The 13,679-nt window shown below is 44.7% G+C and carries 18 protein-coding genes and 1 pseudogene; 12 read left to right on the forward strand and 7 right to left on the reverse strand.

Going from position 1 to position 13,679, the window contains the following annotated elements; all coding sequences use genetic code 11:
- Positions 1-239, reverse strand: a 239-nt coding sequence (locus L865_RS0117025) for a transposase (protein ID WP_028773850.1), incomplete at its 3' end; no start/stop codon positions are given.
- Positions 240-321: 82 nt separating this feature from the next.
- Here L865_RS0117025 and L865_RS26090 point away from each other — a divergent pair.
- The 9 genes and pseudogenes from L865_RS26090 to L865_RS0117065 all read left to right on the forward strand — a co-directional run.
- Positions 322-441: pseudogene (locus L865_RS26090) on the forward strand (AAA family ATPase); the annotation flags it as partial.
- A 30-nt stretch (positions 442-471) separates the two neighbouring features.
- Complete coding sequence (locus L865_RS24085) at positions 472-1,044, forward strand: ATP-dependent nuclease (RefSeq protein WP_425423645.1); 573 nt, start codon at positions 472-474, stop codon at positions 1,042-1,044.
- A gap of 267 nt (positions 1,045-1,311) precedes the next feature.
- On the forward strand, positions 1,312-1,602 hold the full coding sequence (locus L865_RS24090) for a hypothetical protein (protein WP_037471449.1): 291 nt from the start codon (positions 1,312-1,314) through the stop codon (positions 1,600-1,602).
- A 109-nt stretch (positions 1,603-1,711) separates the two neighbouring features.
- On the forward strand, positions 1,712-2,098 hold the full coding sequence (locus tag L865_RS0117040) for a DUF4345 domain-containing protein (RefSeq protein WP_028774349.1): 387 nt from the start codon (positions 1,712-1,714) through the stop codon (positions 2,096-2,098).
- A gap of 76 nt (positions 2,099-2,174) precedes the next feature.
- Complete coding sequence (locus L865_RS0117045; RefSeq protein ID WP_028774350.1) at positions 2,175-2,771, forward strand: glutathione S-transferase family protein; 597 nt, start codon at positions 2,175-2,177, stop codon at positions 2,769-2,771.
- Between the two features lie 75 nt (positions 2,772-2,846).
- Positions 2,847-3,275 (forward strand): hypothetical protein, encoded by a 429-nt coding sequence (locus tag L865_RS0117050; protein ID WP_028774351.1) that lies wholly within the window; start codon positions 2,847-2,849, stop codon positions 3,273-3,275.
- 47 nt (positions 3,276-3,322) lie between these two features.
- Positions 3,323-3,778, forward strand: a complete 456-nt coding sequence (locus L865_RS0117055) for a hypothetical protein (RefSeq protein WP_028774352.1) — start codon at positions 3,323-3,325, stop codon at positions 3,776-3,778.
- 106 nt (positions 3,779-3,884) lie between these two features.
- Positions 3,885-4,202, forward strand: a complete 318-nt coding sequence (locus tag L865_RS0117060; RefSeq protein WP_028774353.1) for a heavy metal-binding domain-containing protein — start codon at positions 3,885-3,887, stop codon at positions 4,200-4,202.
- Positions 4,203-4,541: 339 nt separating this feature from the next.
- Positions 4,542-5,198: a nitroreductase family protein gene (locus tag L865_RS0117065; protein WP_028774354.1), complete on the forward strand. Its 657-nt coding sequence runs from the start codon at positions 4,542-4,544 to the stop codon at positions 5,196-5,198.
- Between the two features lie 118 nt (positions 5,199-5,316).
- Here the strand turns inward: L865_RS0117065 and L865_RS0117070 are convergent, their stop codons facing one another.
- Together L865_RS0117070 and L865_RS0117075 are read right to left on the reverse strand one after the other, a co-directional pair.
- A complete protein-coding gene (locus tag L865_RS0117070; protein WP_028774355.1) occupies positions 5,317-7,050 on the reverse strand; it encodes a PKD domain-containing protein in 1,734 nt (577 codons plus the stop codon).
- A gap of 44 nt (positions 7,051-7,094) precedes the next feature.
- Positions 7,095-7,940, reverse strand: a complete 846-nt coding sequence (locus tag L865_RS0117075; protein WP_028774356.1) for a hypothetical protein — start codon at positions 7,938-7,940, stop codon at positions 7,095-7,097.
- Positions 7,941-8,473: 533 nt separating this feature from the next.
- Here L865_RS0117075 and L865_RS25185 point away from each other — a divergent pair.
- Positions 8,474-8,725: a hypothetical protein gene (locus tag L865_RS25185; protein ID WP_084632570.1), complete on the forward strand. Its 252-nt coding sequence runs from the start codon at positions 8,474-8,476 to the stop codon at positions 8,723-8,725.
- A gap of 67 nt (positions 8,726-8,792) precedes the next feature.
- Here L865_RS25185 and L865_RS0117085 read toward each other — a convergent pair whose 3' ends face one another.
- The 4 genes from L865_RS0117085 to L865_RS24630 all read right to left on the reverse strand — a co-directional run bounded on the left by L865_RS0117085 (position 8,793) and on the right by L865_RS24630 (position 12,207).
- Positions 8,793-10,121 carry a M20 metallopeptidase family protein gene (locus L865_RS0117085; protein ID WP_028774358.1) on the reverse strand — a complete coding sequence of 443 codons (1,329 nt, stop codon included), beginning with the start codon at positions 10,119-10,121 and terminating at the stop codon, positions 8,793-8,795.
- An 82-nt stretch (positions 10,122-10,203) separates the two neighbouring features.
- The gene (locus L865_RS0117090; protein WP_028774359.1) at positions 10,204-10,737 is read right to left on the reverse strand and encodes an outer membrane beta-barrel protein; all 534 of its coding nucleotides are present in this window, start codon (positions 10,735-10,737) and stop codon (positions 10,204-10,206) included.
- Between the two features lie 103 nt (positions 10,738-10,840).
- On the reverse strand, positions 10,841-11,290 hold the full coding sequence (locus L865_RS0117095; protein WP_028774360.1) for a hypothetical protein: 450 nt from the start codon (positions 11,288-11,290) through the stop codon (positions 10,841-10,843).
- Positions 11,291-11,394: 104 nt separating this feature from the next.
- Positions 11,395-12,207, reverse strand: a complete 813-nt coding sequence (locus L865_RS24630; protein WP_051484669.1) for a choice-of-anchor H family protein — start codon at positions 12,205-12,207, stop codon at positions 11,395-11,397.
- A gap of 438 nt (positions 12,208-12,645) precedes the next feature.
- On the opposite strand from L865_RS24630, the gene L865_RS0117105 reads away from it, so the two are divergent.
- Both L865_RS0117105 and L865_RS0117110 read left to right on the forward strand, forming a co-directional pair.
- Entirely contained in the window at positions 12,646-12,975 is a 330-nt protein-coding gene (locus L865_RS0117105) for a PepSY domain-containing protein (RefSeq protein ID WP_028774361.1), read from the forward strand.
- Positions 12,976-13,004: 29 nt separating this feature from the next.
- A complete protein-coding gene (locus L865_RS0117110; RefSeq protein WP_028774362.1) occupies positions 13,005-13,676 on the forward strand; it encodes a response regulator transcription factor in 672 nt (223 codons plus the stop codon).
- Positions 13,677-13,679 lie beyond the last annotated feature (3 nt).

Consider the following 13,679-nt stretch of genomic DNA (forward strand, 5'->3'; position numbering starts at 1 on the left):
AGGATATTTCTCTCTTCGGTTACTCGACGTAACTCCGCCTTGAGCTTACGTATTTCGTCTTGTTGATTATCAATGGTGACGTGTTGCTTTTCTGGCTTATCAAACTTGTTAATCCAGTTGTGCAAACTTTTGGGAGTAACGCCTAATCTCTCTGCCACATCGGCGATCTGGTGACCACGTTCTGTAACTTGTTTAACGGCTTCGATTTTAAATTCGTCGGGATATCGTTTTCCGCGCATGTAACACCTCATATTTTTGGTTCATTATAACTCTATGAAGTGTCTACTGTTCTAGGGGCTTACCAAAGCATCAAATTCAAGATACTTCATATTCGAAGAGCCTGAGCTTTATTTGCATCCCCAAGCACAAAGGTCGTTATTCGACTCATTCGTGGCTTTGTCTGAGTCAGGGAGTCAGGTTATTCTTTGTACTCACTCAAGCGGTTTAATTGATGTTGAGCGTTATAAGTCTATTTACATAGCAACAAAGGATGATGAGTTAAACGGAACTAAGGTTAAACAGTGCACCGAAGACTTATTTGAAGGGGATTCAAAGAAAGATTTCAACCTTTCCTACTGGATCAACCCTGATCGTGGGGAATTATTTTTTGCAAGTAAAGTTGTTTTGCTAGAGGGCGCTACAGAAAAAACTGTATTTCCTCTGTTGGCGAAAGAGCTTGATATTTTCAGGTACGAATATACGTTAATCGATTGCGGCTCAAAAGATAATATCCCTCTTTATGTTAAGCTCATGAATAAGTTTTCTATCCCATATGTGGCTGTTTATGACCGAGATCATCAAGCTCACAAAGGGGTAGATGCAATTGCGTCAGCAGATCGATCAACACAAAAAATTGTTGATGAGATCGATAACAACTTAGGTTCTTCAGTGGTATTAGAAAACGATATAGAGGAAGAGCTAGGATTACCAAATGGCGGTAGCAGCAAACCTTATGTCGCATTAAGTCACATCACAGCAGAAGGTTTTTCGGTCACGCCACAAATGGCTCAAAAGATCAGAGAAGTTTATGACGCAGAGGCCTAACAAGTTGCTGCACTAGGAAAAATTACTCGCTACGCTCCTAATTTTCCGGTGAGCAAGGCGTTAGCCTTAACTCAGTTTACCGATTAACAATAACTAGCAGCTATTTGTTCCTGCATCGACTCGATAAATGAAAATAACTCATCTTCACCTTGTTGCTAGCGCATTAAGCGGGCTTTATAGATAGGCTAGCTTGGCAAGGCGCGTTGCGCCGACTGCTTCAGCCTCAATAGGAGGTATTAAGTTTAATCAGTTTATGGAGTTTACCTCATGGAAGAGTACATCCTAGGATGGGGCACATTAGCGTTAATCAACACCGCACTCGCCAATTTAGGCAATCGTAGTCCGTTAGCTTACCTTATAGGCTCACTGTTGTTAGGGCCGGTGGTCACCGTGGCACTAGCAACAACCCAGTACGATCCCGAAAAAGGCACTGAATTTATCGATATCATTCATGGACGTAGCAACAAGCCTGCACCAACCACTCAACTGCCTAATTGGCTAGTGGCGATTATTTTTATAGGCTTATTAGCTCTGTTCGCTACCGTCCTAATAATGTAGATGCAGTGGCACTGCACTTAAGCTGCGCATATTAACACAAAGTGCTGCTAAAGAGGCTGCTAAAACATGGCAGCGATAGTTTTTATGAAGCGATACTAAAGGAGTCGGTATGGCAAAAGTTTTGGTGTGTGCAACTGCACTATTTTTCTTACTCTACGGCACAGTTTTTACCTTAATTCCCGTAGAGATGGCCCATTGGGTCACCGGCGCCAGCCCTGCTCCCGCCTCAGCGACAATCGATTTTAGAGCAACCTATGGTGGTGCGCAGTTTGCTATCGGCCTGTCTCTCATTTGCATTATGAGATGGCAAAAACAGACTAACTTAGCACTAACCGTTATCGCCATTACCTTATTTTCTATGGCTTTTTCTCGCCTTTTAGGTATCTTAGTCGACGGTCAAGCCAACTTATTTATGTACCTGTATTTAGTTGCTGAAGTTGTGTTTGCTGCATGGGCATTATATTTAAAAAGGTCAGTGACACCGCTACAATCTTAGCCGCCGGGCGTTAAAGTAGCGCCACTTGGCAATTATGTTGTGGTACTCACCTTTGCTGAACATCAAGGAAGGAACAATGAGAGTTTATGGGAATTTACAATCAGGTAACTGTTTAAAAGTTAAGCTTTTATTATCTTTATTGTCTATTGATCATGAATGGATACACGTCAATATTTTGGATGGTGAAACTAAAACCGCTGAATATTTAGCTCGATTCCCCAATGGCAAAATTCCTGCAGTAGAGCTCAATGATGGTCGCACGCTATGTGAATCGAATGCAATTTTGGGCTATTTTTCAGACCAAACTCCGCTCCTCCCCAGCAACAATTACAGCAAAGCTAAAGTGTATGAGTGGCTGTTTTTCGAACAATACAGTCACGAGCCGTTTATTGCCGTGGCGCGGTTTATACAAAAATACTTAGGTATGCCACAAGAGCGAGCAGCAGAATATCAATCACTGCAGGCAGGCGGGCATAAAGCGCTGCAGATAATGGAAGCCCAGCTTACCCAAAGCCAATATTTAGTCGGCGATGAGCTTACCATTGCCGATATCTCACTGTATGCCTACACCCATGTTGCCCACGAAGGCGGCTTTGATTTAGCCACATACCCCAAAATACAACAATGGTGCCGCCGTATTCAGGCCATGCCGGGTTATGTGGGTATGGACTAAGCTCTATTTCACACTGGCGCTCAAGCTAGCGTTGCTATTTGCACTGGACTGCGCGATTGTTTAAAGGAAGATAAGATGAAACTAGAAACCCTATTTAAACTCTCTGTTTTGTTGGTGTGCCTATCAAGCTTTTTTATGCATTACCTGACTGGCAGCTTGGTGTACAGCGCAGATATTGTAGAGGCGATGAGCTGGCACGGCTTTAACTCATCGCTTCCCCATTGGCTTAAGTTGTCTATTGTTGCTCCGCTGCAACTCGCTGCTTTACTCATGCTCACTTTTAATGTCCTCGCCCGAAACCTATTTGCGCTATTGAGCCTTATTGGCCTATGCCTGTGCTTATTCGACGGCGTAGCGGCCTATACTCGCTACGAGATATTAATACTGCAGATATACTACCTTGCCAGTGGCGTGGTACTCACCTTATCTTTCACCAGCTTGGCCCATCGATTTAAAGCGAAAAATAACAGCCAGACGCTTGATTCCCCCACGCCACATAGCTAAGTGATTTTGTAATAAGTAACCAAAAGATGTCATCAAACGGAGTTGTCATGCAAGCAGGTGAACGCCGCATTAATATCTATTTAGTTTTGGGGGCGACATGCAGCGCCATTGCGGCCTTAGCCCATTTAGGCTGTATTATTTTTGGCGCGGATTGGTACCGATTTTTTGGTGCTGGAGAGCAAATGGCACAAATGGCCGAGCAAGGACTTTGGTATCCCAGTGTGGTGACGGCAATAATCGTCGTTATTTTAGCCATATGGTCTCTGTATGGCTTATCCGGTGCCAAGGCGATTATCAAACTACCACTGCTAAAGTTCGCCCTAGTTGTTATCTCATTGATCTACCTCACTCGGGGCGTGGCTTTTGTTGCCATCATGCCGATGTTTCCCGGCAACAGCTTAAGCTTTTGGTTGGTCAGTTCGGGGATCTGTTTCATTATCGGTACATTTTATGCCATTGGCACTTACCAAAACTGGCAGTACCTATCAGGTAAAACGGCCTAACCTCAGCTAACCAAACGATGTATATTAACAACTCGCGGTAACATTACAGCATGAGTGCGCGCCGCTCCCGATACCACTTTATTGTTTGCCTTTACGAGGAGATTTTATGATTTACTCAACCACAGACACCATTCCAGGAAAGCAGATAGCGCAAGTTGTGGGCGTTGTCATGGGCAATGTAGTGCAATCGAAACATATTGGACGCGATATTATGGCGGGCCTCAAAGGCATTGTGGGTGGTGAGCTGCGCGGTTATACCGAAATGATGACCGAGGCCAGAGATACCGCTATCCAACGCATGATTGAAAATGCCAATGAAAAAGGCGCCGATGCCATTGTTGGCATTCGCTTTACCACCAGCGCGATAATGGATGGCTCTTCAGAAATCATGGTGTTTGGCACTGCGGTCACATTAGCGCCATAGCCCCGCCGGCAATTTCTGATTACCGCTATTTTTTAAGCTCAGAATGCGCGCCCCTCAGCCTAGTTCAACCTGTTTACAGCGCTCAGCTAGGCTAGTTAATTACCCAAAAGTGATTATCTAGAACAAACTGTTTTATTGTTAAGCAATAACTAGAATTAACATGTTCAATTGACCATCACACACTGGCAACTCACCGCATCATTTTGTGATTAACAAATCATTTTTGATAATCATTCAAATCAACAGCGCTTTTCTGGTTGTATAAAGCCGATTAACATGGCCACATTGATAGTTTGACCTAAGCTATAGCTTGGCAACCACAAATAGGATGTATTGATTATGACTCACGCGATTATTACCGACCTTGAAAACCGTTACACCGCTAAACGATACGATGCCAGCAAGCGCATTTCATCTGAGGATTTAGCGGTGATTTATGAAGCAACTCGACTGTCGGCATCATCAATCAACTCGCAGCCGTGGAAATTTATTGTGATAGAGTCTGACGCGGCTAAGCAGCGTTTTCATGACACTTTTGCCAACAAGTTTCAGTTTAACCAGCCCCATGCAAAGTCAGCCTCTCACATCATATTGTTTGCCCATAACCCGCACTATACCCGTGATGATTACGCCAAAGTGGTTGATAAAGGCATTGCAGATGGGCGCACTAAGGTTGAAGATCGCGAGCAAGCTTTTGCCGGCTTCGCTTTTGCTGAACTAAATACTGACCAAAACGGTAACACGGCAACTTGGACCAAGTCGCAAACCTATTTAGCCTTAGGTAACACCTTACATGTGCTATCACGTTTAGGCATTGACTCCACCACCATGGAAGGCGTCGATAGTGAGTTAATCGGTGAGATATTTAAAGAAGAACTGGGCGGATTTGTTTGTGAAGTGGCGTTAGCCATGGGCTATCATCACAGTACTGAAGACTATAATGCCAGCTTGCCTAAATCACGTTTAGCAATGGAACAGGTATTAACTGTGCTGTAGCACTGAGTCCATTTTCGACGGCCAAATCTGCAGCGCCTAAAATGGCTTAGTACTTGATATTGAGTCCAGAAAATAAGCCAGTGAGCTAATGCCACTGGCTTATTATTTTACTTAGCCGCTATTTAAGTTCGACTTTTAAACTCATGCCCGAGTGAGCGCCTACAATACTGATATAACGCCAACCGACAGTTGGGTTAGTGACCGTAATTGACTCGGTATTGCCGCTATTAATGGAGCGTTGATCATAATTGCTGCTAGTAGCCCAGCTCGACGCCTTGTAAAACACATCGCCATTATTACTGCCATGATCACTGCGGATCTCTATACTATTGACACTCGAATCAACATAGATATAAAAGTACTTTATTCGGTTACTGATAGTCTCTGTAGGCACGCAAATGGTGTCGCCGCTGGTGAGGTTCTGACCATACATGGGAGACTCAGTTAAACAGGCATTCTCAATACTATTACCACCGCCATTGGTGATACTCACACTGGCCGAATCTGTATGACTGGCACCTTGGTTATCGGTCACCGTCAGCGTAGCAGTGTAGTTACCTGCCGCAGCATAACTATGATTAGGATTTGCGCTATTGGCACTGTTACCATCGCCAAAATTCCATTGGTATGAGGCGATACTACCATCAGTATCGACCGAGCCATTGCTGCTAAACGAAATAGCGGCATTGACCGCGCCATTGTATGGGCCATTGGCCTGAGCTGTTGGTGCTTGATTCTGACCGCCTGCACCAGTTCGAATATGCATATAGCTACTGTTATTTTGCTCTGACCATTCCGACACGGCATCACTGTTATCCACAATCACCCCTAGATAATAATCAGTATTGGGCGCCAAATTGGTGGGAATTGCTACTGATTTAACCACTGTATCTGGTGTATTACGGGTAATCGTCACCGTGTCAGTGCCTATTAGCGTATCACTGCTGGTAATAGTGGCATTGGTTGAAATGTAGTAGCCCAACACAACCGACTGACTGTGGCTACCATTGTTCTCAAGGGTCATTTCGTACCCAATGGTATCGCCCATCGCCACGTTATAACGCCTTTCACACTGGGTATTGCTACAACTTGAGTTAGCCACACTGCTGCTTAGCTCACTGCCGGCGCTGCTGAATAATCGGGTTCGACCATGATTACTATACGCACCCGATGAACCTATGTGTCGCCAAGCCGCAACGGATAAATCCTGCTTAGTGGTTGAACCATAAAGATTGATAAGACCATTCACGGCATCTTCGCCCAGATAAGAGAGCAGCTGATTTTCACCACTGGTGTGCAGATGGGTATAGTCTGTCCCCATAATGTTGTAGTAACGATTTTCATGGGCTAAACCCACGGTATGTCCAACTTCATGCAAGGCTGTAGATTCAAAGGTGCGACTATTACCACCATAGTTCCAGAAGTTAGTTTTCTGCTCCATGCTGTCGTCATAAGCCACGGTATTATGGAAAATAATATCGCCTTCAACCGTCACGCCACAGGGGTTGGTAACATTGTAGCCAATGGCAGAGTTACCGCTACTGTCCCACCAGATCTCACTTTCTCCGTTGCCCACTCCCACTAAGTTGTCATTGTCGAGTGCCACGCCAATGTTTAAATTCACAGGGGTCGCATTGAATTGACTTAGCGCCTTAGCAAAAGATGTACGCCAAAAAGTATAGTTGCCCCCAAAACCGGCTGGGTTAGCATTAAAGGTCACACTGTTAGTTGGCCATTTACGCGGTGTGTTGTTACTGCAATCAGTCCAATATTGATACGCCATGACCTGAGAACTTGAAAGGGTAAGTAAGGTTGCGATACCAAGTTTCGCAACAAGATGTTTAGTTTTCATTATTGTTCCTTAAATTTTCTGCACAAAATAGCTATGTTGCGTCACTATTTGTTCGCTGAATCACCACCCAGTACAGGGTTTCCGCCGTTAAGCTGAAGTTGCTCAAGCTCCCAAGCATCGTGAGATCCGGCCACAGCTTTCTGCGCCAAGTCAGCCGCTTCAACACGACGTTGTAAGGCTTTGGGCACTTGGGGACCAGCCATGGCTCGGCTCAGCGCTGGATAGGCATTAAATTCAAGGTTTTTATCAATATTCACTACGGGTTTAAGCGATACACTGCCCATTATGCTGGGCTGATTAGCGATCTGCTTTAAATGTTGTACGAAGGCATCAGCATTTGACTGAGTTAACTCATCACGATATTTTTCGCCTTGCTGTTGTGCATGGCTGATATAGCTAACCTCTCCTTTACCATCAAGTAAAATTGCTGATTCATTCGCGGTATAAATTTGCTGCTCTTTTATTAACATCCTGCCATGTTCACATTCAACAAAATCGCAGCCAGTATCTTTTTGTTGCTGTACAAATAAAATGGCCTGTTCACCTAATGTCACTACGGGAGAATTAGTGGCACTAAGTCGGTTACCATTTTCAAATTCACCACCAACAAACTTCAGCGTAATTTCAGTATCATCATAGCGACCGTTAATGGTGTCATCTATTTGATAAGTGACAAAAGTATACGGGATACCTTCAAGCGACAGCTTCTCGCTAATATCGATGAGTGAACCTTTTATGATCAAATCAGAACCGAGGACCAGCTTGTCTACATAACTGGGCTGTACCACGGCAACAGTGGGATTGACGTTGGCGCTCACTAAATTGGGAGCGGCCATTAAACTTAGCAGCAACACTGTGCCACAGCTTAATTTTGTGTATTGACTTTCCATATAAACTCTTCCTCATTAGAACGGAAAAAAACGGACATTTACCATGCCTGTTCTCCTTAATATCTAACCCCGAAGAGAAAGGCGCTTCGCTTTATCTCACAGCGTAAAGCAAAACGAATATTACATATTTTATACAGTATGTTAAATTTATGTTTAAAACTTTTAATTATTCTATAGATCCACATTGCTTTTTTAATTGAGTTTTATCAGCTTACAAAGCATTTAATTTTAATATCGCCAATAAATACAAGTCGAAATAAAATCACGCTCAACCCACCCTTTTCTATAGGAGAAACAAAACTGAATCATACGAGCTAATTAGCTGTATTTTCAGCCGCAGCCAAATAGTTATACTTAACGGTTAAGTCAATTATCATTAATAATTAATTGGCTTTTATGATCAAATTGGTTTTAAGGTTTAATAGAGATGAGTTAAATAACATCTAGCTTGCTGGATAATATTGACAATAAAGCGGCTGATATGAGCGAAAATTTGACATACAATAACCCGCTCACAGTTTAATGGTATCAGCGTGGCAAAACCCAATAAGAAAGGCCCTACTCGCACAGTCGACATCTTTTGCGCTAACTGTAAGGCGTTATTGTATAAGTACCGCAAGGGCGGAAAAGGGGCACTGGTAAAGTGCTTTAAAGAACGCATCGTCAGCGACCACACACTAACAGCCTGTACGTGCCCACAATGCCAACAGGTATTTGCTAGGGACACCTTAGTGCGTGGCACACCGGCATTTAAGATGATTGGTGGCAAAGTATTTATGAAATAGCCATTAATCCAACAGCCATTCATTCAAGTGACTGAAACACTCGCTGCAAACACTCTGCCTTGAACCACTACTTAGCGTTAAATAAATCCATTACGCTAGCGGTTGTGGCTTTCACACCGGTACTGATGGTGTCGGGGTAATCAGGCGCAAACAAGCTCGAATGCAGTGAAGGTAGCAATTTACCGCTGTCGACACTACGTTGATATTTTGTCGGCTCTACCGCCCCTAACCAAAAAATGGTGATTGGACGTTTCTCTGGCGTTAAGCCATATAAACCAAAGTCTTCACCGGCCATAACGGGCTCCGACTTCACCACATTGTCACTACCAATCGCTTGGCGAATGCTATCGCGGATCTCCGCAGTTTGAGTCGGATCATTATAGGTTGAGGGGATGGTTTCATCACTATGCACGTAAACCGTAGGTAGCAAAGACTCGGTCAGTCCGGCGCTGATACCAATGCCTTTCACCATGCGTTTTATCGCAGCAATCTGCTGCAAACGTACTTGTGGATCGTAGGAGCGTAATGTCAGCTGCAGCTTCACTTCATTAGAGATGATATTGTGTTTAGAGCCACCATGGATAGAACCTACCGTCACCACATTGGGCGCTAACGGCGACACTTCGCGGCTCGGAATCGTTTGCAAAGCTAAAACAATGCGCGATGCTAATACAACTGGATCGATTGTGGTATGCGGGTAGGCACCATGGCCGCCTTTGCCTTTAACGGTAATATCCACTGAATCAACATTAGCCAGTGCATAACCTGGGGCGATTCCCACCTGTCCTGCAGGTAATGAGGCACTCACATGTAATCCCAAAATATGGTCCGGCGTGGGAAACTGACTAAATAGTCCTTGCTTTAACATCGCTTTGGCACCGCCGCCGACCTCTTCAGCAGGTTGGGCCACCATCATCAATGTACCCTGCCATTGATCTTTATGTTTAACTAACTGCTCGGCGCTGCCAATTAAACTGGTCATATGAATATCATGACCACAGCCATGCATTACCCCAACAGTATTGCCATCTTCATCTTGGGTGGTGACCGTTGATGCGTAATCTTTACCTGTTTGTTCAGTAATTGGCAGCCCATCGGTGTCGGCGCGCACCATCACCGTTGGCCCTTGGCCATTTTTAAATATCGCCACCACGCCATAGCCACCATAATTATCAGTCACCTCAAACCCCAAGCGTTTTAACTCGGTCGCCATGCGTTGGCCTGTTTGCTGCTCATGGTAAGACAATTCAGGGTGTTGATGCAGGTGCAGGTAAAGTTGCTCAAGCTTAGGCAAAGCTTGCTCCACACTTTGCGCCAACTGAGCGGGGCTGGGCTGAGCTGCTTGCGCCGTTAAACTTGCTGCCATTAGCGCACTAATAATACTTAATCTTTTCATGAAAAATCCCTATCAAATGGCTAATAATGGCAGCCGTGTATAACGAGTTTAATGCGGTGGTTTGATTTAGTACTCCTAGGTACTAAAACTGATAATGCACACCTAAATATACCGTCCCAAGATCGCTTTCTAAGGTCTCGCTGGCACTATTTTCTAAGTCGGTATAGAGCATTTCATAAGCTAAGCGCACATTAACTTGATTGCTAAAGGCAACATTAAAACCGGCGCCCCATAGCCAACCCGTACCGTCAAAATCAGGCGTGGCCTTAAGATTGGTTTTTGCCATACCCGCTTTAATAAACATGGAGTACATTGGGCTGAAATAGTGATGGAATTTAGCCGACAGCGATAATTGATCAGCTTTAACATCGCCTTCGTCGACAAAGTTATCTGTCAGAATGTAGTTAGATTCAACCGCGAAATTTTTACTGAAATAATACCCGCCATAGAGGCCATAACTGATCGCAGATTCATCGAAATCGCCGGCAGAAAGCTGACCGTTACCGCCTAACACTCCTAAATAGTAACCTTTAATATCGGCAACATTGGCAGCCATGGCATTACTTGACAGTAATAGCGCCGCTGCAGCGATAACACGGACACTGAATTGTTTCATCAAACCCTCACATAACATTAATAACAAGCTATCAACATAGTAGACCAAAACCTTCCAGATATTAAGCCTTTAATGCCAAACACTGCTGTTGATGTTGTCGAGGTTATTCTGCTAGCGGCACGAGGGCGGGAGCATGGCGGCAATAACGTACTAACTGGGCGATTAAGCGGTTATATAGGTCCTCTTCTATGTAGGGTAACTCGTCGGTGTATACGCGACTATCGAGCTGGGTGGGCAAAATAAATGTCGCTAGACGGTCGATATCTTGGCTTATCTTGTCGATGTCATGGGCAGAGAAGAAAGCCGCCATGGGGTAAGCATCGGTTAAATAGGCTCGGCGTAAGAAATCAATGAGCGCGTCAAATTGGCTGTCCCAGTTTAAGTTGCCATTGCACTGGGCTTCAAAACACAGCGCCTCTATTACTCGCAACACCTCGCCTTGCAAACTGTGTGCACGGCCTTGGTCCGGCACTAAGTTTTCCCAAATCCATAGTGCTGTATCTTGGCTATTGCCGTTATAGGTAACCTGAGTAATTGCTGTTGTTTGACTCATAACATGTTTATATCTGTCATCTAGGTAACAATTATCATACCTTAGCGACAACAAAAAAGCGGCCATTGCCGCTTTCAATTTTGAGTGTTTTACCCTTGGCGATACTAAGTCCTACGGCGATAAGCCAGTAGCAGTAACACAGAGAATACACCCACACCGAGTGCACCACCCGAGACTTCAACCACCTCAACGTAATCAACATCATAGTCGCTACTTTGCAGCGGTAAAGCGTACAGGTTGTCGGTATCTTCACTGCTGATACTGGCAACAATATTGGGGTTACCCACTTCATATAAGTCAATTAACACGTCATAGCTGTCGCTAGGGTAACCTGTGTGCAGGGTGCTGAGCACTTCATAGTCGTCATCTGAGCTATCATCAATAATGGTGAAGATGTCTGTGGTGTGGTACAGCACCCAAGGCCCACCATTACGACTTAAATACATATCGGCAAATACCTCAGCACGCTCACCGACATACATGCTGTACACATCAGCATCAAAAGTAATACTCAGTGTTTGGTAGTAACCATCACCATTGTTGTCAGTAAACAAGCGCGTGTAGGCATCGTAAAGGCTAAACTCTCGATACAAAGATTGGCCACTGGAGAATATATCTGCTGCCGTCACCCCATGATTTTCAGCCGCTTGTTTTCTCACGTCGGTAACAGCTGTGCGTATCATGCCTTGGTTGACATTCAATTTGTGCTCAGCAACCTGTTGCGCAGCACTAGGGACAATGCTGTCGCTAGCAACTTGATTTGAACTATCAGGTTGCGGGTTAATTTTAGCCGCCAGCTTAGCGGCTTTTTGCTCACCCTCCACACTGTGTGGCTGGCTGAAATCGACGGAAGTAACCCCTTTGTGACGAGCCGTATCTTGGCTCGCCATGGCGCCATTTACCGTCATAATTAACATACAACAGCCGAGCCATAACATAGATTGCAGTCGACGCTGTAATTTGGGTGATGACCTTAGGATCGATCCTTTGATTCTCTGAATTCGCTTCATTTTGATTCTCCAACTTAACCACTAAGTTGCTATCAATTAAAAGCGATGTTAAATGAACGCAAGCTGAACAGCTGTTAATCTATATATTCGTTAACCTCATGAGTACTCAGGGCTTTCACAATAGGTGAGTATTCAGCTTATGTTCATTTTGGCCATGTCACCATTTAACATATAGTGCAAGATTAGCGGCCAAAGTCGCTGGTTTTGCTCAGCAAGTTGTTTCCTATTGCCATGGGATCTTTTACACTCAATACAATACGAATTTTTAACACGCCTAAACTGTTAAGCCCCTAGCATTTGAATAGGAACTTAATAGTTTTCAATCGGCTACTTTGGATACGGTAAATGAAGAACTCCCTGAGTCTAATACTGTTAGTTTGCCTGAGCTTAAGCTATTCCAGCTTAAGTCATGGGCAACTATTGGCTGGAGTAAATCAATACGCCAATGCCAAGCCTCCGCAATCAAAAGCTAAACCACCGCGCGCTAATCAATTGGTTGTAAAAAACCGCAATCAAGCGATCAGTATGGCGAAAAACCAGTACTCAGCAAAAGTGCTTAATGCGCAATCGATTCACATCAATGGCAACCCGGGATACAAGGTCAAATTACTCAGCCGTGAAGGCCAAGTGTTCTACGTCAATATTGACGCACGAACCGGCCGCATGAGTCGCTAACACATCATCTTGCAAAAGGAGGCGTTGCCATGCGTTTATTGTTAGTCGAGGATGATTTAGAGCTACAACATAACCTCAAGCTGCAGCTTCAAGCTGAAAAGTTTACCGTGGATGTTGCCGGCGATGGCGAAGATGGCTTGTTTCAAGCCCAAGAACATCCCTACGATGCCGCTATTATCGACGTTGGCCTGCCCATCATGGATGGCATTAGCCTGATCCGTACCCTACGTGCCGAGCAACTTGACTACCCGGTGCTGATTCTCACGGCCCGTGATAGCTGGCAAGACAAAGTGGAAGGCCTAGATGCAGGTGCCGATGACTACCTGACTAAACCGTTTCAGCCTGAAGAATTAGTCGCACGCCTAAAAGCCTTAATCCGTCGCTCCGCCGGCAAGTCGAGCCCCATTATTAACCATGGCCCCTATACCTTAAACACCAGCAGCCACGATATCGACATTGATGGCACAGGGGTAAAGCTTAGCGGCTCAGAGTACAAGCTGTTTGAGTACTTTATGTTGCACCCAAGCGAAGTGATTTCAAAAACGGTATTGATTGAGCACATTTACGATCAGGACTTTGATTTGGACTCCAATGTCATTGAAGTGTTTATTCGCCGTCTGCGTAAAAAGCTTGATCCAGATAATCGCCACAAGCCCATCGAGACCTTGCGTGGCCAAGGTTATCGTTTGCGGAAATACTAACAG

It is taken from the genome of Shewanella waksmanii ATCC BAA-643 (genome assembly GCF_000518805.1).
Taxonomy (GTDB): Bacteria; Pseudomonadota; Gammaproteobacteria; order Enterobacterales; family Shewanellaceae; genus Shewanella; species Shewanella waksmanii.

Excerpts from the sequence above, each read along its gene's own strand:
- L865_RS24090 (WP_037471449.1), top strand. The coding sequence starts at position 1,312 with ATGGAAGAGTACATCCTAGGATGGGGCACATTAGCGTTAATCAACACC.
- L865_RS0117040 (WP_028774349.1), top strand. The coding sequence starts at position 1,712 with ATGGCAAAAGTTTTGGTGTGTGCAACTGCACTATTTTTCTTACTCTAC.
- L865_RS0117045 (WP_028774350.1), top strand. The coding sequence starts at position 2,175 with ATGAGAGTTTATGGGAATTTACAATCAGGTAACTGTTTAAAAGTTAAG.
- L865_RS0117050 (WP_028774351.1), top strand. The coding sequence starts at position 2,847 with ATGAAACTAGAAACCCTATTTAAACTCTCTGTTTTGTTGGTGTGCCTA.
- L865_RS0117055 (WP_028774352.1), top strand. The coding sequence starts at position 3,323 with ATGCAAGCAGGTGAACGCCGCATTAATATCTATTTAGTTTTGGGGGCG.
- L865_RS0117060 (WP_028774353.1), top strand. The coding sequence starts at position 3,885 with ATGATTTACTCAACCACAGACACCATTCCAGGAAAGCAGATAGCGCAA.
- L865_RS0117065 (WP_028774354.1), top strand. The coding sequence starts at position 4,542 with ATGACTCACGCGATTATTACCGACCTTGAAAACCGTTACACCGCTAAA.
- L865_RS0117070 (WP_028774355.1), bottom strand. The coding sequence starts at position 7,050 with ATGAAAACTAAACATCTTGTTGCGAAACTTGGTATCGCAACCTTACTT.
- L865_RS0117075 (WP_028774356.1), bottom strand. The coding sequence starts at position 7,940 with ATGGAAAGTCAATACACAAAATTAAGCTGTGGCACAGTGTTGCTGCTA.
- L865_RS0117085 (WP_028774358.1), bottom strand. The coding sequence starts at position 10,121 with ATGAAAAGATTAAGTATTATTAGTGCGCTAATGGCAGCAAGTTTAACG.
- L865_RS0117090 (WP_028774359.1), bottom strand. The coding sequence starts at position 10,737 with ATGAAACAATTCAGTGTCCGTGTTATCGCTGCAGCGGCGCTATTACTG.
- L865_RS0117095 (WP_028774360.1), bottom strand. The coding sequence starts at position 11,290 with ATGAGTCAAACAACAGCAATTACTCAGGTTACCTATAACGGCAATAGC.
- L865_RS24630 (WP_051484669.1), bottom strand. The coding sequence starts at position 12,207 with ATGTTAATTATGACGGTAAATGGCGCCATGGCGAGCCAAGATACGGCT.
- L865_RS0117105 (WP_028774361.1), top strand. The coding sequence starts at position 12,646 with ATGAAGAACTCCCTGAGTCTAATACTGTTAGTTTGCCTGAGCTTAAGC.
- L865_RS0117110 (WP_028774362.1), top strand. The coding sequence starts at position 13,005 with ATGCGTTTATTGTTAGTCGAGGATGATTTAGAGCTACAACATAACCTC.